Raw genomic sequence first — 18,306 nt, forward strand, 5'->3', positions numbered from 1 at the left:
TTCGGTGGTGCTCGACCGCGACTACTCGCCCTGCACGATGTTCGCCGCGCCCTGAAACTCGGTGTGCTGCCCGTCGACCGTCACGCCGGCGACGGCCTCGCGGCCCGCCGGCAGCAGGCGGCCGACGGCCCGTTCGCGGGCGCCGGCGATCGCGTCGGCCATCCAACGCAGCACGGGCTCGACCTGCGCGTCGGCGAGGCTGCCGCCGCTGTCGTCGAGCAGCACCACGTCGACTCCGCGGTCGCGGGCCGCGGCCACCACCCCGACCAGCGGATCGCGCGCGAGCGATCCCGCCCGCAGACTGTCGCGCAGCTCGCCCTCCCAGCTGGCGTACTCGCGCCGCTCGGCGGGCGTCGGGTCACCGCCGGCGGCGATCCGCTCGAGCAACGGCACGACGGTTCGCCCGAGTTCGGCCACGCGGATCGCGAGCTCGGAGCGGGCCGCGAGCGTCCAGCTGCGCCGCTCGGCCTGGTCGACCGCCTCGTGGTGCAGCGCGGCGATCCGCCGGTGTAGCCGCTCGGCCACCATCAGCAGGGCCGCGGCCAGGGTGATCAGCACCACGGGCCGTACCGTGACCTGCACCAGCTCGCCGGCGCTCACCCCCGCAGCCAGGCCCGTGACCACCAGCACGGCCACGATCATCGCGCCGCCCGTCACGGCCACGCCGATCCGGCCGCGCAGTGCGAAGGCCACGAACACGAAGGCGAAGGCCACCGAGAACCAGGTCGTGCCGTAGCCGAAGGGCAGGGTCAGGGCCCCCGCGACCAGCCCGCCGAGTACGAGCGCGACCACCGGCGCGGTTCGGCCGGGACCGGGCCGGCGCGACGGGGTGCGGCGCAGGATCTCGGCCGCCAGCAGCGCGGTGGCGAGCACCGCGAGATTCAGCGGCCAGGTTCCGGCCACGGCGAGAGAGGCGAGCACGGCGCACGCGGTCTGGGTGAGCACGTACACGACTGCGACCGCGCCGAGACCGGAGCGCAGAGCACGCCGGTCGCCCGAGGAGTCGAGCACGCGCACGAGCTCGGCGGCGCAGCGGAGCATCACCTCGGTACCCCCGCCCGGCTGGGAGCAGACCTCGGCGGCGCCGCCGTTCACGCGGGACATCCGGCCCACGATGCTCTGCCGGATGCCCAGGCGGTCGTCGGCGATCCCGTCGAGGTCGAAGCCCGGCCCGTCGTCGGCGATCCGCACGAGGATCGCCGATCCGGTGGCCTCCTGGTGACGGATTTCGAGGGTCACCTCGACGTTCGCACCCGGTGCGTGCTGGCGGCTGTTGAGCAGGGCCTGCCGGGTGGCGCCGAGCAGGGCCTCCTGGGTGGCGGCGGGCAGCACCGTCACCGGTCCGCCGAGCACCGCGAAGGCGGCGCCGTGCCGTCGGGCCTCCTCGGCCAGGGCACGGCGCAGCAGCACCGGCTCCTCGGCCTGTTCGTCGACCATCCGGGAGAGGGCGGATGCCGCCCGGCCGGCCTGCTCGGCGAGCCGGTCGCGCGGGATCGGCAGGTCGGAGGCCGCGAGATTCAGGGTGGCCAGCACCTCGTCGTGCACCAGTGCCGCCGCCCGGGTTCGTGCGGCGAGGCGGCCGCGTTCGGCGGATTCGCGGGCCGCGGCGGCCGAGATCGAGGCGGCCGCGGCATCCAGCCCGCGCCCGACCGAGATGATGTGGCCGCCGATGACGCAGATCACGGCTCCGGTCAGGAGCGCCTGCAGGTCGTTCACCACCCCGGTGAGGTCGAGGCCGCCGTAGACCGCCCGGAACCCGAAGCCGGCCGTCGTGCCGGCCAGCACGGTCAGCCAGGCGAGCCGGCGGCCGCCGCCCACCAGTGCCGCGGCCGCGGCGGCGCCCGACGCGGTGAGGGTCCACGGGATGCGGTCGATGCCCTGGTCGGGCACGGCGAAGGGGAACGTGATGAGGGTGAGCCCGTAGGCGGCCACCGCGATCAGGGCCGCCGTGCGGAGGGCGGCATCCGGCAGCCATCGTGCCGCGACTCCCGTGGCGATGGTGAAGACGGCCGCGAGCCAGCCGAGCGCCAGCGCCCAGAGGGGGAACGAGGGCTGGTCGGGTCGCGTGACCATCGCGATGTGCACGGCGAGCACGACGACGATCAGGAGGGCCGCCGCGGCCGCGAGGATCTGTCGCGCCGACCGTTCGCCGGCACCGATCCGCGGTCGGTCCTGAGCGGGCTCAGCCACGCCGGGGCGCGGGCACGTAGCCGTCTTCGATGCCGCGCTGGTAGAGCTCCACCTTGGTCGCCGCGGGGCGGCCGAGCCGGTGGTAGAGCGAGCGGATGCGGCGCAGGTGGTCGTTCACGGTGTTCTCGGAGATGAACAGCCGGGTCGCCACCTCGCGGGCGACGAGGCCGGAGGCGTACAGGCCGAGCACCTCGCGCTCGCGGGCGCTGAGCGGTGCGCCGTTCAGCAGCGGGTCGGTATCCAGAGCGGACGCCCACTCGGTGGTCGGCACGAGCTCGCCGCGGGCGGCGGCCTGGATGGCGGCCACGAGCACCTGCTGCGGCACCGACTTGCGCACGATGCCGAGCACCTCGGCGCGGGACGCCGAGCGCACCAGGAACGGATCTTCGCCCGAGGTGAGCACGAGCACGTCGGCTCCCCAGGCGCGCAGGCGGCGCACGTTCTCGCCGGGCTCGGAGCCGTCGCGCAGGCTCAGATCCAGCAGCACCAGGTCGGCGTCACGCATCCGCCGCACCAATTCGTCCACCGTCGCCGCATGCCGGGCGAAGCTCAATCCCTCGGCGCCGTCGACCACGCTCTGCACCGCCAGGGCCACCAGCTGATGATCGTCGACGATCGCCACTCTCGCTGCCATCGGCCCCCGCCTTCTCCCGCGCATCCGCTCGTGTTCTCACGCTAGCGGAGCGGACTGGGACGGACCTCCCCCCAGGATGGGGTAGGCTTGGGGATGCATCGCGGGGTGGAGCAGTTCGGTAGCTCGCTGGGCTCATAACCCAGAGGTCGCAGGTTCAAATCCTGTCCCCGCAACGAAAGAACAGCACGAAGTGAAGGGGCCCGGTCATCGACCGGGCCCCTTTCTCGTTCTCGGAATCGGGTCGTCAGAGACTCCCGGGGTCGAGCCGGCCGGCCGTGCCGAGTTCGAGTTGGGTCTGGATGCCCAGGCGCGCGAGGAACGCGTGGTCGTGGCTCACGATCAGCAGGGCGCCCCGATAGGAGTCGAGGGCTTCCGCGAGCTGTTCGACACTGGCGATGTCGAGGTTGTTCGTCGGCTCGTCGAGCACGAGCAGTTGCACGGGCGGGTCGGCCAGCAGGAGCGTGGCGAGGCTCACCCGGAACCGTTCGCCGCCGGAGAGCGTGCCGACCGGGCGATCCGCCGCCGTACCCCGGATCAGGAGCCGTGCGAGCTGGTTGCGGATGTCTCCCGGCGCCGAGTCCGGTGCCGCATCCCGAACGTTCTGCACCGCCGAGCGGGCGTCGTCGAGCGTGTCGAGTCGCTGCGGGAGGTAACCGACGCGCTCGGTCAGCAGTGTGCCGGACGGTGTGCCCGGCTTAGCCGGCGCCCGGCCGACGAGCTGGTCGAGAAGGGTCGACTTGCCGGAGCCGTTCGGGCCGACCAGGGCGACCCGCTCGGGGCCCTGGATGACCACGGTGCGGCCTCCGGCGGTCAGTTCGGCGAGCCGCCGGCCGCGTGCGACATCCGGATCGGGCAGGTCGAGATGGATATGCTCCTCCTCGCGCACGCGGGCATCGGCGGCATCGACGGCGGCCTGCGCCGACTGCACTCTGTCGTCGAGGGTGGAGCGCATCACTCCGGCCGACACCTGGGCGTTGTTCGCGCGCTTGCCGGCCAGGATCTTCGGGATGCCGCCGCTCGCCTGCGCCTTCTTGCCCGTGCGTTCGCGGCGGGCGAGCTTGGTCTCGGCCTCGACGCGCGTCTTCTTCTCGGCAGTGAGCGCCTGCTGCGCGCTGCGGGCCGCCTGCGTGGCTGCGGCCTGCTCCTGCTGGAGGTGTTCGGTGAACAGGCTGTACGGCCCGCCGAACACCTCGAGCCGCCCCGCGTGCAGCTCGGCCGTGGCCTCCATGTGCTCGAGCAGCTCGAGGTCGTGGCTGACGACCACGAGGGTGCCCGGCCAGCGGTCGATGAAGGAGGCGAGTCTCGCGCGGGTGGGCCGATCGAGGTTGTTCGTGGGCTCGTCGAGCAGGGTGATGGCCGGGCGGCGGATGCGCAGGCCCGTGATCGCGATGAGCATCGCCTCGCCGCCGGAGACCTCGCCGACCCGACGGCCGAGGTCGGCCGCCGAGAACCCGATCTCGTGCAGGGCTTCGTCGGCGCGCGACTCGATGTCCCAGTCGTCGCCGACGGCGTCGAAGTGGCGTTGGTCGACGTCGCCGTTCTCGATGGCATGCAAGGCGGCCAGGATGCCGCCGATGCCGAGCAGGTCGGCCACCGTCGTGTCGTGGCCGAGGGTGAGGGTCTGCGGCAGGTGACCGACGTCGCCGGCGGTGTCGATCCGGCCGGTGGTCGGGGTCAGGATACCGGCCACGAGTTTCAGCAGGGTGGACTTCCCGGCGCCGTTCGGGCCGACGAGGCCGGTGCGGCCGGTGCCGAAGGTGCCGCTGAGACGGTGGAGGGCGGGTGTCCCGTCCGGCCACTCGAAGGAGACGTCGTGCAGGGTGATCGCTGAGGGAGCGGACATGGAGGTTCTCGGATTCTGCCCGAGATCGGGCGATGGAAGAGGAGTGTCGACCTCGCCGGGGCGGATGGGCGCGTCGGAATGCGCGCCTGGCCCGGCGGAGCCACCGTGGACGGTGGCTAGATTGTGTCGACCTCGATCTCCATGCCTCCCACGCTATCAGCCGGGGAGCGGGAACGTGCAGACGACGGCCGCTCCGGCGGGCGGCTGGTCCACCCGCACGGTGCCGTGGTGGCGGTGCACGATCTCGGCGACCAGGGCGAGTCCGAGGCCGTAGTGACGGCTGCCCTCCGTGCCCGTGGCGCTCCGCCCGCCGGCGAATCGGTCGAACGCGGTGGCGGCGACCTCCGGAGTGAACCCCGGCCCGTCGTCGGTGACGCGCACGACCGCCCGGCCGTTCGCCACGGAGACGGTGACCGTCACCGCGGAACGGGCGTGGTCGATCGCATTGGTCGCCAGGGCGATCACCAGCCGCAGCAGCGCCGCCCTCGAGCCCACGATGCCGGCCGGCCCCGTGGTGCCCGCCCGGGTGAGGTCGATGCCGCGCTCGACGGCGGCGTCCCGCAGCAGCCCGACCGCCTCGTCGGCGACGGCTGCGAGGTCGACCGGCACCGGATCCGGCACGCTGCGCGGGTCGGCGGCGATCAGCAGGTCATCCAGGATGTCGGTGAGCGCGCGGGTGTCGGTGACGATGTCGTCGACGGATGCCGTGACGTCCGGGGGCAGTCCAGGCCCGCTGCGGCGCTTGAGCATCTGGGCCCGGGTGCTCAGCAGCGTCAGCGGCGTGCGGAGCTCGTGGCTCGCGTCCGCCACGAAGCGGCGCTGCAGGGCCAGGGCGTCGGCCAAGGGACGGATGGCGCGACGGGCCATCAGATACGCCGCGGCGAAGGCGAGCACCGCGGCGATCGCGCCGCCGAGCACGAGCGCCGTCGCGAGCCGCGCGAGCTCCTCGCCGCTCTCGTGCAGGTCGAGTGCCACCTGCACGACCCGATCGCGATTGCGGTCACCGGTCGACGAGGTGGTGAGCAGGAGGTAGTCGTGCCCGTCGATCGTTCGTCGCTCCTGCACGTCGGCTCCGCCGGCCGCGACCGACTCGATGGCCTCCGTGTCGAGCAGACCCGCGGGCAGGCCGTCGGAGGAGATGAGCTGGCCGCCCGACCGCCCGTCGACCAGGGAGAGGTAGGTACCGCTCGGCGCATCCTGAGGGGAATCCAGCTGGGTGGCGGCGACGAGCGCGCGCTGGTCGGATTCGGCGACGCTCGCGCTGACGAGGCCGTAGACCACGGCGCCCACCACCGCGAGGATGACGAGCACGAGCGCGGTGAATTGCGCGGTGAGGCGGAGCGCCGCGCGCCGCAGGTCGCCGCCGGCCGGTGCCCCGCGCAGCCGCGGCCCGCGCTCCCGCTCCCGCCGGGCCGTCATCGAAGCGGCCCGAGCCGGTAGCCGATGCCGCGCACGGTCTTCACGGTGTCGCGCCCCAGCTTCTTGCGCAGGTAGTGCACGTAGGTGTCGACGACACCGGGGTCGTCGGCATCCGGGAACACGACGGAGAGGAGGTCGTCGCGTTCGAAGACCTGACTCGGCCGGCGGGCGAGGCGTTCGAGCAGCTGGGATTCGCGCTCGGAGAGGGTCACGGCCGCTCCCTCCGAGGTCGTGACCGTTCGGCTCGCCGTGTCGAGGGACCCGCCGGGCAGAGCCAGCACGGGCACGTCGCTGCGATGGCGGCGCAGCAGCGCGCGGATGCGGGCGAGCAGCTCGTCGATGTCGAACGGCTTCGCGAGGTAGTCCTCCGCACCCCGGTCCAGGCCTTCGACGCGGTCGGCGGGGTTGCCGAGGGCCGAGAGGATGAGAGCCGGCGTCAGGATGCCGCGGCTCCGGAGGCGGTCGAGCACGTCGAGCCCCTCGAGCAGCGGGAGACCGCGGTCCAGCACCAGGGCGTCGAACGGCTGGGTCAGCCCTTCGTGCAGCGCGCGCTGCCCGTCGCGCGCGAGAACCGTGACGTACCCCTCGTCGGCGAGCAGCTGTTCGAGCATGCTCGCCAATCGCGCGTCGTCTTCGACGAGCAGAATCCGTGCGCGGTCCGGCATGGTCGAAGTATAGGGAGCAGGCGCGGTGTCCGGGCTCATGCGGGCATCAGCCCCCGTGCGCGTTGCAGACCGGGGGTGGCGGTGATGCTGCCGTCATCGTCGATCGCGACGACATCGATGTCGAAGCGATCGAGCATCTCCTGGCAGCGGCCGGGCCCGCCGGCCAGGAGCGCGGTTGCCAGCACGTCGGCCGTGACGATGTCGCCGGCCCAGACGCTCACCTGGCGGTAGTGCGGCTGCGCCAGGCCGCCGGTGCGCCAGATGTGCTCACCGCGTTCGGCGGTTCCCGAGGTCGCCAGCGCCCTTCGGGTGCCCGTGAAGCCGATCGTGCAGATGAGTGCTCCGCGGTCGTCGGGGTCGACGACACCGGCCGCCCAGGGCTGGCCGTGGAAGGTGCCCCGGGTGAGGATGTCGCCGCCGACGCCCAGCATCCAGTGCGCCTCGCCGGCGTTCTCGAGCACCCGGGCGGCCGCATCCATCGCCTGCGCCTTCACGATGCCCGAGAGGTCGACGACGCCGTCGGGGCGGTGCGGCGTGAAGGCGCCGCCGGTGCTGCGGGCCCAGTCCAGCGCGTCGGCATAGGCGCTGCGTACGGCTGCGCCGGCCCTCGTGAGCGACAGGTCGCCGCGCGCCACCCGGCTGAGTTCGGAGTCGGCCCGGTACAGGCTGAAGCGGTGGTCGAACTCGCGGAACACGGCCTCGATCCCGTCGAGAACGGATGCCGCGGCGACCTCGTCGGCGAAGCGCAGGCTGACGGTGGTGCCCATCGTGTCGAACACGTGCACGCCCACGGTCACAGCCCCGCCTGGTCGAGTGCGGACTGCAGCGAGGAGAGGTAGCCATCGCTCGTGTAGGTGGCGCCCGAGACGCCCTGCACGTTCGCCGACTGCGCCGTGAGAACCTCCTGCCGCAGCACCGGCGCGGCCCGGTTGCTGATCGACACCGAGCGCTGATCCTTGTCGGTCAGCTGCAGTGCCGTGACATCCGTGATCGTGCCGTCCGCGACGGTGATCTGCACCTGCACCGGACCGAACCGGGTCTGCACCGAGGTTCCGGTGAACGTGCCCGAGACGCCGCCGGCCACCGTAGGAGTGGGGGTGGCAGCGGGAGCTGCGGTGGCTGCCGCGCTCGCGCTCGCGCTCGGTGCGGGTGTCGATGTCGCATCCGGCGTCACCGTCGGGGTGCCGGGCGTCGAGGTGCCGGCGGTGCTCGCGGCGACCGCATCCGGAGCCGGCTGCGTCTCGCCCTGGGTGCCGAGCTGCCAGCCGACGGCGAGAACGGCCGTCGACGACAGGATGCCGAGAACCAGTGCGCGCGCTCTCACCAGTCGAACCTCTCGACGTGGATCTGCGCCTCGGGCAGCCCGGCCGCCCGGGCGTCGCGGATCACCAGGTCGGTCCAGCTCTGCGGGCCGCAGACGTACAGGTCGGAGTTCAGCAGGTCGGGGAACGCCGTGGAGATGGTGACTCCCCGGCTCAAGGCCTCCGCCGACATCCAGGTGGCGAGACCGTGCGGCCGTGCCCCCATCATCGTGTAGACCGCGTTGCCCCGCATGCCGGGCAGATCGCCGATCTCGTTCCAGAGGTAGCTCTGCGTGGGGTCGGTGCCGCGCAGGATGACCGTGGCCTCGCCGGGCCGCAACCCGGAGTGCTCGAGCAGCGAGCGGATCGGGGTGATGCCGATCCCGGCTGCGACGACGGCGAGCTTCGGGGCCACGCGGTGCGCCTCGGTGAAGACGCCGTACGGTCCTTCGATCGACACCCGCGTTCCGGGCCGCACGCGGCCGATCGCCGCGCTGCCGGTTCCGAGGTCGCGCACCGTGATACGGGCCGAGGTGGCCGTGGGAACGGCCGAGAAGGAGATCGGATGCGCGTGCCACCAGGTCACGCCCGTCCAGAAGCGCCAGATCGCGTACTGCCCGCCCGCGGTGCCCAGCCTGTTGAGTTCCCGCCCCTCGAGATGGATCGAGACCACTCCGGGGGCGATCTGCTCGACGCCGGCCACGCGGATGCCGTGACGGGCGCTGCGGAGCGCCGGCACCGCGAAGCGGAAGACGGCGATGGCGCCGAACGCGAGCACGTACAGCCCGATCCAGTACACCCGCTGCAGGGTGCCGTCGGCCAGCACCCCACCGGCGCTCAGCTGGTGCGGCAGTGCGACGAGCACCGCGGCGTAGCTCAGGAGGTGCACGAGGTGCCAGGCCTCGTAGGAGAAGCGGCGGCGCACGGCGACGACCGAGGTGATCACGACGGCGACCAGCAGTCCGAGCCCGAGATAGGCGAGCGCCATGTCCGGGCCCTGGAACAGGCTGATCGTCTCGGTGACGACGTTCGACCCGTCGGCCATCGCGTAGCCCACGGTGAGGAGCGCGCCGTGGGCGAGGATCAGGTAAAGCGCCGGTTTGCCCAGCTGCCGGTGGAAGGCGATGGCACGGTCTTGGCCGACCACCCGGTCGATCGCGGGGATCCGCGCGGCGAGCACGAGCATCACCAGGATCAAGTCGGTGCCGATCAGCCCGGTCACGATACCGGCGGCGGTCAGGGCCGAGGCCGCATCCGTGACCGCGTTCAGCCCGCCGGAGGCGAGCCAGAGCGCGACGGCGGCGGCCACCGAGGCCCACACCAGCGCGACCATCAGGTCGGCGGCACGCAGCCTCCGACGGGTGCGGATGCGCCGGGCGCGGTCGACGGGGCCGGGCGCGCGGCGGGTGCGCGAGCCGGGCGAGGGAGCGGTTCGGAGGGTCAACGTCTGCTCGATTCGGGTGGCCGGGTGTCTATGCTCCCTACGATCGTCCGGAATTCTTCCAGCTTTCTTAGCCCCCGCCCTCGGCCGCCGCCCGTTCTGCCGCCTGACACCGGGCATGCTGAGGCTCACCAACGTTGAACCGCCGAGGGATCGGTGCTTGAGTGAGCGCATGTCGACCGAGGGCACCACCACCGATCCCCAGCCGCACGCTAACGAGCCCCATCGGGGCGGCATCGCCCAGCGCCTGAACTGGCTGCGCGCCGGCGTGCTGGGCGCGAACGACGGCATCGTCTCGGTCGCCGCGATCGTCGTGGGCGTCGCCGGAGCCAGCAGCGCGACCGGCCCGATCCTCACTGCCGGGGTGGCGGGCCTGGTCGGCGGCGCGATCTCGATGGCGCTGGGGGAGTACGTGTCGGTGAGCAGCCAGAGCGACAGCGAGCGAGCGCTGATCGCCAAGGAGCGTGCCGAATTGCGCGACATGCCCGAGGAGGAGCTCGACGAGCTCACCGCCCTTTACCGGGCCAAGGGTCTGAGCGAGAGCACCGCCCGGCAGGTGGCCGTCGAGCTCACCGAGCACGACGCCCTGTCGGCGCACCTCGCGGCCGAGCTGAACATCGACCAGGACGACGTGGTGAGCCCCTGGCACGCGGCGGCGGCCTCGGCGGCGGCGTTCACGATCGGTGCCATCCTGCCGATGCTCGCCATCCTGTTGCCCCCGCCCGACTGGCGGATCCCGGTCACGTTCATCGCCGTGCTGATCGCGCTGGCGATCACGGGCATGCTGTCGGCGACGATCGGGGGCAGCTCCCGGCTGCGGGCGACTCTCCGGGTGGTGATCGGCGGTGCGCTGGCCCTCGCCGCGACGTACGGCATCGGCACCCTGCTCGGAGCCTCGGGCGCGGTCTAGGCCACTACATCGAGGGCGTGTCTCCGAATGCGCGGGACCAGTTGCTGATGGTTCCCAGGATGGCGTCTCGTCGGTAGGTGTGGTCGAGTGTGCCGTAGGGCGTCGCGACGGCAAAGTTCCGTTCGACGACGTTGCGCGAATAGCCGACCTCATCGAACTTTGGCGAATCTCAACTGACCCAGATACGAGCAGGCTTTTGTCGTCCCGGCCATGGTCATCGTTGGCAAGCGCGGAGCGCGCGGCAGCCCGGTGAGGTTCGGTGCCTGGATGCTTGGCTCGGCGACGGGTCTGCCGCGCGCTTCGCGCTTGCCCTCGATGACTATGCCCGGTTCGCGGAGGCGGGCGCGCTTGGTCAGGCGGCTGGGCGGTGGGTGGTGCGTCGGCGGGTGGTCGGGATCGGCGTCTGAGCGATGTCGATCCACCGCGGTGGGATGAGGTGGGGCACACCCTCCTGCATGATCAACTTCCACGACGACTTATGCAGATGCGAGTGATGGAAGTGACAGAGCAACACGCCGTTGTCGATATCGGTACGACCCGGTGGATGATCGGCCGAAACCCATTCATCTGCATGATGTGTTTCGCAAAACGACGGTGGCCGGTCGCAGTCGGGCCACACACATCCGCCGTCTCGCGCTGCGAGTGCCCGGTTCTGGGCCGGAGTGAAGAGGCGCTCCGTCTTGCCGTGGTAGAGCACCGCACCCCGGTCGTTGAACAGGGTTACGGCGGTGGGGGAGCTGCACCGCAGCTGCGCGATCGTGGAAGCGGGAACGGGCTCGTCGATGCCGTCAATCCACCCGACCCCATGGCCGGCCTCGATGTTGTCGAGGGTGATGTGCACGTTGAGGGTGGTGGTAGCCCCGTTGAGGCGGGGCATATCAGGGGCGCCGGCCGCGCGAGCGATGAGTTCGGTGATCGTATCGGCGTTCTTCTGCACCTGCGAACGGATATCAGCGGTGGCGGTGTGCGCCATGAACTCCTCTTCGCTGAGGAACCGCGGCCCTCCGCCCGGTGAACCTGCGACGCGGGGGCTCTGCATCGCTTGGATGCTGGCCAGCCACACCGCGCCTTGCTCGGGGGTGAGCGCGAACCGGCCGCGGATCATCCCGTCACTGGCCTGGCCGATGGTAAGCGAGCGCTGCTGCTGGAGCCGCTCATCCCGAGGCTCAGCACCATCCGGGTCGATGACCTCACGAAGATGAATGGCGAGCCGGGAGGCCTGATCCGCAGTCAGGTGCTTCGTGAGGGTCTCGTCGACGAGGGTCTGCTCGGCGCTAGCCACCACATCGGGGGAGCATCCGCGTTCCGTGAGCTCGGCGCACCGGGTCACGATGATCGACGCCGTCTCGACGGCGAGGACACCCTCATCCATAGCCCGGTCGACGATCGGGAACGGGGCAGGCCCTTCACTGCCACCCAACAGCACGGCCCCGCGCAGTTTGCGCCCGAGACTGAGGCGCGACTTGCTCTCCCGCACCGAGGTGCCCGTGACGGTCGAGACGAGCTTGACCGGGCTGGTGAAGTTCTGCGACCTGCTCAACCCTTCGTCACCGAGCTCGCTGCGGGACAGAACACCGACCTCCCCGGCGACCCGAACCTGCCCCGCCGAAACCACCCGCCCCACCGCCTCAAATGCAGCCATCACCTCCAGCACTTCGTCACCGCGAAGCCCCGCCCACTGCGTGCTGATCTCGCCCACGACACCGCGACCATCGTCGGCGATCCCTTGGAGTCGAGCTACCGTCTGCATACTGAGATTCTATCAGAAACACCTGATGAAAGCTCGATTAGTTTGCGGAGGAAGAGCCCCGCGGAGTGGCTGAGCCGATCGAGTCAGGGCCCTCGTCGATCTGGGTCACTCCTCAGCGACCACGGCCTGCATGAACGACCAGAGTCCGCCCTCGCTGTCGCGGGCGCCGTATTCGCGCACCCCGTACGGCATCAGCTCCGGTTCGTAGACGATCTCCGCGCCTGCCGCTCGCGCGTAGTCGAAGTGCGCGTCGACATCGGGAACATCGATGGCCATGCAATGCGCGGCGCCGCCGAGGGCCTGCGGTGACGCGAGGCCGAGATCGTCGGACTCCGGATGCAGCCAGATCACCCCGTCTCCTGCGTAGACCTCAGCGTTAACGACCCTGCCCGCGGGATCGACCGTCACGGGCCCGGCACGCAGCCCGAACGTCCCGACGAGGAACCGCTGAGCCGAGACCAGATCCCGGCATCTGTCGGCGGGACACCCGCCACGAGTCGATCGTCGACCGCGCGCACCCGTTCACGGTGCCGGAGCAGGTCGGCCACCTGCCGACCGACGTCGATGAGGTGGGACCTCGTGAGCGTCTGCAGATCGGCGTGCTCGACACGCACCTCGGCGAGCGGCGTGCCGAGCGCTCGGAGGCAGCGCACTCGATAGAGCTGACTGATCGCATCCGCATCGTAGAGCCGCCGGCCCCCGGTATCGCGGGACGGCGTCAGGAGGCCGGCTCCTCGTAATACCGGATCGTTCGAATCGAGACCCCGGTCTCGGCCGCAACCTGTGCACGGCGCGACAGCTGCTCGGCGCCTCCGGCTAGGAGCTCGCGCCGTTCATCAGGCGCAGCGAGAGGGCCCGGATGCGCCGGGTGATGAGCGCGAATGCGTTGTCGAAGGCCTCGGCGGTGCCGATCGGGGCCGGGTCGGGGATCGACCAGTGCAGGTCGTCGAGACCGGGCAGCTGCTCGTGGGCGCTGTCGCAGACGGTGATCACGAGATCGTGGTCGGCGAGCACCGTGTCGATGTGCTGGGGACTCCGGCGGCCGTCGATGTGCAGACCGTGCCGGGCAGCCACCTCCACGGCTCCCGGGTTCACCCGCGAGCCGGGCTGCACGCCGGCGGAGGCGGCGGGGATCGGGCTCGACTCCCGCCAGATGGCCTCGGCGAGCTGCGATCGAGCGGAGTTGGCGGTGCAGACGAACACCACCCGCTCGGGCACCTCGACGCTGCCCGGAGTGAGGGTGTCGAAGACCTCGGGCCGCAGGCTGATGTAGCTGCGGCGCTTGTCGGACTCGGAGCGGGTGCGGGAGACGATCCCGGCCCTCTCGAGAACCCGCAGGTGGTGCGCCACGAGGTTCGACCGGAGCTCGAGCAGCAGCTCGATCTCGGAGGAGGAGAGGTCGCCGAGGGTGAGCAGATCGACGATGCGCAGTCGAGTCGGATCGGCCAGGGCAGCGAAGACTCCGACCCGGCGTTTCAGATCGGTCATGACTGTCTGCCCATCGATAGTGACTCAATCGCTATTGACTCAATCATGGTAGGCATGTTTGCAGACGGCGACCCGGACCGATCGATCATCAGGTGACTTTCAGTCCAGATCATCATCCCCGGGGCGCCGTGTCGTGGCGAAGATGTCGCTGCGAGGATCGGAGGAGATCATGGGTATCGGCACAGGAATCGCGCTGTTCGTCATCGGAGCCATCCTGGCGTTCGCTGTCAACATCGACCTCGGCGGTGTGGTGAACCTCGCGTTGATCGGCTACATCCTGATGGGCGCCGGAGTCGTGGTGTTCCTGATCAGTCTGATCTTCGTCCTGCGCCGCCGCCAGACGGTCGCCACGACCCGCACCGCGGTGGATCCGGCCAGCGGCGAGCAGGTCACCCGCAGCACGCGCGACAGCAACGACCCGCTGGTCTGAACACGGTGACGATGTCCGACCTCAAGCCCGCCAGTTCGCCCGAGACGGGTGAGCTGCTCGACGGCCGCTACCTTCTCGACGAGAAGGTCGGCGTCGGCGGCATGGGCATCGTCTACCGTGCACGGGACGAGTCGCTCGGCCGCACGGTGGCCGTCAAGATCTTCCGGGAATCCGCCGCGGACGCGGCCCGGAGCACCTCGGAGACCCGGCTGCTCGCCTCTCTCAACCACCCGTCGCTGGTGACGCTCTTCGACGCGCAGACCGCCTCGGACCGGCCGAACTACCTGGTGATGGAATACGTCGACGGGCCGACGCTGCGACAGCGCCTGGCCGAGGCGCCTCTGCGGCCGGACGATGTGGCTGCGATGGCCCGCGATCTGGCCGACGCGCTGCACATCGTGCACCAGGCCGGCATCGTGCACCGGGACATCAAGCCCTCGAACGTGCTGCTGCGCCCCTCGCACGTGCCCGGTGAGGAGTTCCGGGCGAAACTGGCCGACTTCGGCATCGCCTACCTCATCGACTCGACACGCCTCACCACGCCGGGAACGCTCGTCGGCACCGCCGCCTATCTCAGCCCGGAGCAGGTGCGCGGCGTCGAACCGGCTCCGGCCAGCGACATCTACGCCCTAGGGTTGGTGCTGCTCGAGGCACTCACCGGCGAACGCGCTTTTCCGCAGACGGGCACGCACGAGGCCGCCCTCGCGCGGCTCTCCCGCGATCCGGTCGTCCCGGGGGAGTTCGGGTATCCGTGGCGGTCGTTGCTCGCCGCGATGACGGCCCGGGATCCCGGGGAACGCCCATCCGCACTCGACGTGCTCGTGGCCGCGCGCGCTCTCGACCGGGCCGATCCGGCACCCGACACCGGCGCGATCACGGCCGTGGGCGAGATGGCGGCGGAAGACGCGCTGTCTGCCGTGACCGCCACCCTGATCATGACGCAGCCGGGCGCGACCGGGGCCGAGACCGCCGTGCTGCCCGCCGACACCACCGAATACGGGGCCGAGACCGCCGTGCTCCCCGCCGAGACCGTGGGCGGGACGGCGACGACGGGGGAGCCGTCGAGACGGACCGGCCGGTCCGCTGCTGCCGCCGGAGAACCGCTTCGGCGACGCCGGGTGCAGCTGATAGCGATCGTCGTGGCGCTGATCGTGCTCGCGACCATCGTCGGGATCCTCATCTGGGCCCTCAGAGCCTCGAGCCCCGCGCCCGCACCGCAGCTCCCTCAGGTGACCGAGCCGCTGGGCACCCACCTGCAGCAGCTGCTGGACTCGGTGACCCGATGAGGCGCCGCACACCCCTGATCCTGAGCGCGATCGTGCTGGCCACGGCCCTCGGTGCGGGCGGATGCTCCGCAGCGGCCCCCGACATCACCGTCGGCACCAGCGAACTCATGCAGTCCACGATCGTGGCCGCCGCCGATCGCGCCGCCGCGGGAGACAGCGCCGGAGCGCTCTCGACCCTCGACTCCCTCCAGACGCAGCTGGACACGGCCATCGGATCGGGCGAGGTGTCGGCGGCGCGCGCGGCCCGCATCCAGGAGTCCCTCGACCTCGTGCGAGCAGACCTGCAGCCGGCTCCCGCGCCGGCGGAGACGACCGCACCCGCCGAGACCGTGGCGCCGGTCGAGACCGTTCCGGCCGACACCGCTGTTCCCGCGGAGACGGGCACGGAGGACAGCGGGAACGGCGACGGCAATAGCGGCAACGGCAACAACGGCAACAAAGACAAAGACAAAGACAAAGGCAAGAACGAATAAGCGTCCGCCCCTCGGGCGGCGACAGCGGCCGAAGGCCGTCATCACCGACAAAAGGAGAAATACCGTGAACATCCTGCTCATCGTCATCGCCGTCATCGCGATCGTCCTGTTGTTCACCGGCGGCTTCGTCTCGTCGCTGAACTTCCTGCTCTGGGTCGGCGTCATCCTGCTGGTGCTCGCCGTCATCGTGTTCCTGGTGCGCATGCTCACCGGCAACCGCCGCGTCTGACGCCCGCGCGACCGAGACAGACCACCCGATGAGAGGGTTCAGCCGATGAAGGAGTTCGGGCGATGACCGAAGCGAAGCACAGCGAGGCGATCGACGCACCGATCGCCGCCGTCTACCAGCAGTGGCTCGACGTCGGATCGTTCGCGAGCTACATGCCCGCGGTGCACGACGTGACGGTCACGTCCGACTTCTACAGTCACTGGACCCTCTCGATCGGAAGGATCACGCGCTCCTTCGACGCCGAGGTCATCGAGCAGCTCCCCGAAGAGCGCGTGCGCTGGCGTGCGATCACGGGGGACATCGCGTTCGAGGGTTCGGCCGTGTTCGAGGCGACGACGGATCAGCAGACATCCGTCACGGTGACGGTCACGTGGACCCCTTCCACCGCGGCCGAACGCGCGGGAGCGGCGTTGGGGGCGGACGACCGCGCGCTGGCAGCGGCCCTCACCGCATTCAAACGCCATGTGGAGACGAGCGATGCTCCCTCCGGTCACTCGTACGTGACCCTGCGCTCGGTCGATCCCAAACCCGCCGACTAGGGTCCGGCACGCGAACCCGACTCAGGTCACGATCCCCAGCAGGATCCCGCCCAGAGCGCCCACGATCACGACCGCCCAGGCCGGCAGCCGCCAGGCGATCAGCAGCACGAAGCACAGCAGTGCCAGCACGAACGGGCCGGGCCCCGTGATCGCGGTGATGAAGACCGGGTCGTACAGGGCCGCCGCCAGGATGCCCACCACGGCCGCATTGGCACCGCGCATGAGCGCCTGAGCCCAGGCGCGCGAGCGGAAGGTGTTCCAGAACGGCAGCACCCCCACCAGCAGCAGGAAGCCGGGGAGGAACACTCCGGCGAGCGCGATCGCGGCTCCGGCGATCCCGCCGGGACCGACCGTCGAGAGCGTGCCCAGGTAGGCCGCGAAGGTGAACAGCGGGCCCGGAACGGCTTGCGCGGCGCCGTAGCCGGCCACGAACTGCTCCGGCGTCACCCAGCCGGGATCGACGACTCCCGCCTGCAGCAGGGGGAGCACGACGTGGCCGCCCCCGAAGACCAGGGCGCCGGCGCGGTAGAACGCATCGAAGAGCTGGATGGCGCCCGATCCGGTTGCGGCGGCGAGGACGGGGAGCCCGGCCAGAAGCACCGCGAACAAACCCAGGCAGATCACACCGGCTGTGCGCGACACCGGGAATCGGATCAGATGGGCTGTGCCGGCCACGGGTGCCCGGCACAGCAGCAGGCCGAGTACCGCGCCGAGGGCGATCGCCGCGACCTGGCCGATCGATCCGGCGAGCAGCAGCGCGCTGAGCGCCGCGACGACGGCGATGGAGGCGCGTGTGCGATCGGGTGCGAGGGTGCGGGCCATGCCCCAGACGGCCTGCGCCACGATGGCCACGGCCACGATCCCTAGACCGGCCAGCACGCCCGACCCGATCACACCGTCGAAGAGCGGGGCGCCGTAGGCGAAGGCCACCAGCAGGGCTGCGGAGGGCAGGGTGAAGGCGAGGAAGGCGGTGATCGCACCGAGCGCTCCCGCCCGCTGCAGTCCGAGGCCGAAGCCGACCTGGCTCGAGGCCGGCCCGGGCAGGAACTGGCTCAGGGCGACGAGATCGCCGTACTCGTCGTCGCGCAGCCACGACCGGCGCTGCACGAGTTCGTCGCGGAAGTACCCGAGGTGCGCGATCGGGCCCCCGAACGAGGTCACCCCCAGCTTGGCGAAGGCGCCGAGCACCTCCGGCACCGATCCGCGCGGAGGCTCACCCGCCCCGCCGGTCGGTTCGGTCACCGCGTCGGTGCGAGCTCGTCGACGAGCGCGCGCACGCGGGCCTCGATGTCGTCGCGGATCGGGCGCACCTGCTCGAGCGGCTTGCCCGCCGGGTCGACGAGCTCCCAGTCCTCGTAGCGCTTGCCCGGGAAGATCGGGCAGGCGTCGCCGCAGCCCATCGTGATGACCACGTCGGCGGCGCGCACGTCATCCGTGCGCAGGATCTCGGGGGTGCGCGAGGCGATGTCGATCCCGGCCTCGCGCATGGCCTCCACGGCGACCGCGTTGATGGTGTCGGCTGGTTCGCTGCCGGCCGAGCGCACGTCGATCCGGTCTCCGGCGAGGTGCTGGAGGAATCCGGCGGCCATCTGAGAGCGCCCGGCGTTGTGCACGCAGACGAACAGCACGACCGGACGAGGCGTTTCGGGCAGACCACTCATGGCGCACACGATAGCCGGAGTGGGTGAACAGCCGGCAAACAGACGTC

Annotated in this window: 20 protein-coding genes and 1 tRNA gene; 7 read left to right on the plus strand and 14 right to left on the minus strand. The window is 71.0% G+C overall.

Features of this window, described 5'->3' with window-relative positions; all coding sequences use genetic code 11:
* Positions 1–21: 21 nt before the first annotated feature.
* A complete protein-coding gene (locus Q0D75_RS03540; protein ID WP_291049434.1) occupies positions 22–2,190 on the minus strand; it encodes a hypothetical protein in 2,169 nt (722 codons plus the stop codon).
* Positions 2,183–2,824, minus strand: a complete 642-nt coding sequence (locus Q0D75_RS03545; RefSeq protein WP_291049438.1) for a response regulator transcription factor — start codon at positions 2,822–2,824, stop codon at positions 2,183–2,185. Before Q0D75_RS03545 ends, Q0D75_RS03540 begins: the two co-directional genes overlap by 8 nt.
* Positions 2,825–2,923: 99 nt before the next feature.
* On the opposite strand from Q0D75_RS03545, the gene Q0D75_RS03550 reads away from it, so the two are divergent.
* Positions 2,924–2,997, plus strand: a tRNA-Met gene (locus tag Q0D75_RS03550).
* Between the two features lie 71 nt (positions 2,998–3,068).
* Here the strand turns inward: Q0D75_RS03550 and Q0D75_RS03555 are convergent.
* The 6 genes from Q0D75_RS03555 to Q0D75_RS03580 form a co-directional block, all read right to left on the minus strand.
* Positions 3,069–4,667 (minus strand): ABC-F family ATP-binding cassette domain-containing protein, encoded by a 1,599-nt coding sequence (locus Q0D75_RS03555; RefSeq protein ID WP_291049441.1) that lies wholly within the window; start codon positions 4,665–4,667, stop codon positions 3,069–3,071.
* Positions 4,668–4,823: 156 nt separating this feature from the next.
* Complete coding sequence (locus Q0D75_RS03560; protein ID WP_291049444.1) at positions 4,824–6,086, minus strand: HAMP domain-containing sensor histidine kinase; 1,263 nt, start codon at positions 6,084–6,086, stop codon at positions 4,824–4,826.
* Entirely contained in the window at positions 6,083–6,751 is a 669-nt protein-coding gene (locus Q0D75_RS03565) for a response regulator transcription factor (RefSeq protein ID WP_291049447.1), read from the minus strand. The genes Q0D75_RS03560 and Q0D75_RS03565 overlap by 4 nt, the downstream gene beginning before the upstream one ends.
* A 35-nt stretch (positions 6,752–6,786) precedes the next feature.
* On the minus strand, positions 6,787–7,548 hold the full coding sequence (locus tag Q0D75_RS03570) for an FAD:protein FMN transferase (protein WP_291049450.1): 762 nt from the start codon (positions 7,546–7,548) through the stop codon (positions 6,787–6,789).
* Complete coding sequence (locus Q0D75_RS03575; RefSeq protein ID WP_291049453.1) at positions 7,545–8,075, minus strand: FMN-binding protein; 531 nt, start codon at positions 8,073–8,075, stop codon at positions 7,545–7,547. Before Q0D75_RS03575 ends, Q0D75_RS03570 begins: the two co-directional genes overlap by 4 nt.
* Positions 8,072–9,496, minus strand: coding sequence for a ferredoxin reductase family protein (locus Q0D75_RS03580; RefSeq protein WP_291049456.1), 1,425 nt, complete (start codon positions 9,494–9,496; stop codon positions 8,072–8,074). Before Q0D75_RS03580 ends, Q0D75_RS03575 begins: the two co-directional genes overlap by 4 nt.
* Positions 9,497–9,665: 169 nt before the next feature.
* Between Q0D75_RS03580 and Q0D75_RS03585 the strand changes: the two genes are divergently transcribed.
* Complete coding sequence (locus Q0D75_RS03585) at positions 9,666–10,403, plus strand: VIT family protein (RefSeq protein WP_291049554.1); 738 nt, start codon at positions 9,666–9,668, stop codon at positions 10,401–10,403.
* Positions 10,404–10,755: 352 nt separating this feature from the next.
* Here Q0D75_RS03585 and Q0D75_RS03590 read toward each other — a convergent pair whose 3' ends face one another.
* The 4 genes from Q0D75_RS03590 to Q0D75_RS03600 all read right to left on the minus strand — a co-directional run bounded on the left by Q0D75_RS03590 (position 10,756) and on the right by Q0D75_RS03600 (position 13,641).
* Positions 10,756–12,153, minus strand: coding sequence for an HNH endonuclease signature motif containing protein (locus tag Q0D75_RS03590; RefSeq protein WP_291049458.1), 1,398 nt, complete (start codon positions 12,151–12,153; stop codon positions 10,756–10,758).
* A 105-nt stretch (positions 12,154–12,258) separates the two neighbouring features.
* A complete protein-coding gene (locus Q0D75_RS03595; protein WP_291049556.1) occupies positions 12,259–12,615 on the minus strand; it encodes a VOC family protein in 357 nt (118 codons plus the stop codon).
* Positions 12,558–12,875 (minus strand): MerR family transcriptional regulator, encoded by a 318-nt coding sequence (locus Q0D75_RS20990; protein ID WP_366513403.1) that lies wholly within the window; start codon positions 12,873–12,875, stop codon positions 12,558–12,560. Before Q0D75_RS20990 ends, Q0D75_RS03595 begins: the two co-directional genes overlap by 58 nt.
* 94 nt (positions 12,876–12,969) lie before the next feature.
* Positions 12,970–13,641, minus strand: coding sequence for an ArsR family transcriptional regulator (locus tag Q0D75_RS03600; RefSeq protein ID WP_291049460.1), 672 nt, complete (start codon positions 13,639–13,641; stop codon positions 12,970–12,972).
* A 169-nt stretch (positions 13,642–13,810) separates the two neighbouring features.
* Between Q0D75_RS03600 and Q0D75_RS03605 the strand changes: the two genes are divergently transcribed.
* From Q0D75_RS03605 to Q0D75_RS03625, 5 genes are all read left to right on the plus strand, one after another.
* Complete coding sequence (locus Q0D75_RS03605; protein ID WP_291049462.1) at positions 13,811–14,071, plus strand: DUF6458 family protein; 261 nt, start codon at positions 13,811–13,813, stop codon at positions 14,069–14,071.
* An 11-nt stretch (positions 14,072–14,082) separates the two neighbouring features.
* The gene (locus Q0D75_RS03610; protein WP_291049464.1) at positions 14,083–15,357 is read left to right on the plus strand and encodes a serine/threonine-protein kinase; all 1,275 of its coding nucleotides are present in this window, start codon (positions 14,083–14,085) and stop codon (positions 15,355–15,357) included.
* Positions 15,354–15,830 carry a hypothetical protein gene (locus Q0D75_RS03615; protein ID WP_291049467.1) on the plus strand — a complete coding sequence of 159 codons (477 nt, stop codon included), beginning with the start codon at positions 15,354–15,356 and terminating at the stop codon, positions 15,828–15,830. Before Q0D75_RS03610 ends, Q0D75_RS03615 begins: the two co-directional genes overlap by 4 nt.
* Before the next feature lie 64 nt (positions 15,831–15,894).
* Positions 15,895–16,059: a hypothetical protein gene (locus Q0D75_RS03620; RefSeq protein ID WP_291049469.1), complete on the plus strand. Its 165-nt coding sequence runs from the start codon at positions 15,895–15,897 to the stop codon at positions 16,057–16,059.
* Between the two features lie 62 nt (positions 16,060–16,121).
* The gene (locus tag Q0D75_RS03625; protein ID WP_291049472.1) at positions 16,122–16,598 is read left to right on the plus strand and encodes an SRPBCC family protein; all 477 of its coding nucleotides are present in this window, start codon (positions 16,122–16,124) and stop codon (positions 16,596–16,598) included.
* A 21-nt stretch (positions 16,599–16,619) separates the two neighbouring features.
* Here the strand turns inward: Q0D75_RS03625 and chrA are convergent, their stop codons facing one another.
* Positions 16,620–17,840 (minus strand): chromate efflux transporter, encoded by a 1,221-nt coding sequence (gene chrA, locus Q0D75_RS03630; RefSeq protein ID WP_366513402.1) that lies wholly within the window; start codon positions 17,838–17,840, stop codon positions 16,620–16,622.
* Positions 17,837–18,259, minus strand: a complete 423-nt coding sequence (locus tag Q0D75_RS03635) for an arsenate reductase ArsC (protein WP_291049475.1) — start codon at positions 18,257–18,259, stop codon at positions 17,837–17,839. The genes chrA and Q0D75_RS03635 overlap by 4 nt, the downstream gene beginning before the upstream one ends.
* Between the last annotated feature and the right edge of the window lie 47 nt (positions 18,260–18,306).

The sequence above is a fragment of the Herbiconiux sp. genome (assembly GCF_023264855.1).
In the GTDB taxonomy this organism is placed as follows: domain Bacteria; phylum Actinomycetota; class Actinomycetes; order Actinomycetales; family Microbacteriaceae; genus Herbiconiux.

Coding starts and splice junctions, on each gene's coding strand:
- Q0D75_RS03615 (WP_291049467.1), top strand. CDS start 15,354: ATGAGGCGCCGCACACCCCTGATCCTGAGCGCGATCGTGCTGGCCACG.
- Q0D75_RS03605 (WP_291049462.1), top strand. CDS start 13,811: ATGGGTATCGGCACAGGAATCGCGCTGTTCGTCATCGGAGCCATCCTG.
- Q0D75_RS03545 (WP_291049438.1), bottom strand. CDS start 2,824: ATGGCAGCGAGAGTGGCGATCGTCGACGATCATCAGCTGGTGGCCCTG.
- Q0D75_RS03590 (WP_291049458.1), bottom strand. CDS start 12,153: ATGCAGACGGTAGCTCGACTCCAAGGGATCGCCGACGATGGTCGCGGT.
- Q0D75_RS03560 (WP_291049444.1), bottom strand. CDS start 6,086: ATGACGGCCCGGCGGGAGCGGGAGCGCGGGCCGCGGCTGCGCGGGGCA.
- Q0D75_RS03555 (WP_291049441.1), bottom strand. CDS start 4,667: ATGTCCGCTCCCTCAGCGATCACCCTGCACGACGTCTCCTTCGAGTGG.
- Q0D75_RS03600 (WP_291049460.1), bottom strand. CDS start 13,641: ATGACCGATCTGAAACGCCGGGTCGGAGTCTTCGCTGCCCTGGCCGAT.
- Q0D75_RS03585 (WP_291049554.1), top strand. CDS start 9,666: ATGTCGACCGAGGGCACCACCACCGATCCCCAGCCGCACGCTAACGAG.
- Q0D75_RS03565 (WP_291049447.1), bottom strand. CDS start 6,751: ATGCCGGACCGCGCACGGATTCTGCTCGTCGAAGACGACGCGCGATTG.
- Q0D75_RS03625 (WP_291049472.1), top strand. CDS start 16,122: ATGACCGAAGCGAAGCACAGCGAGGCGATCGACGCACCGATCGCCGCC.
- Q0D75_RS03610 (WP_291049464.1), top strand. CDS start 14,083: ATGTCCGACCTCAAGCCCGCCAGTTCGCCCGAGACGGGTGAGCTGCTC.
- Q0D75_RS03635 (WP_291049475.1), bottom strand. CDS start 18,259: ATGAGTGGTCTGCCCGAAACGCCTCGTCCGGTCGTGCTGTTCGTCTGC.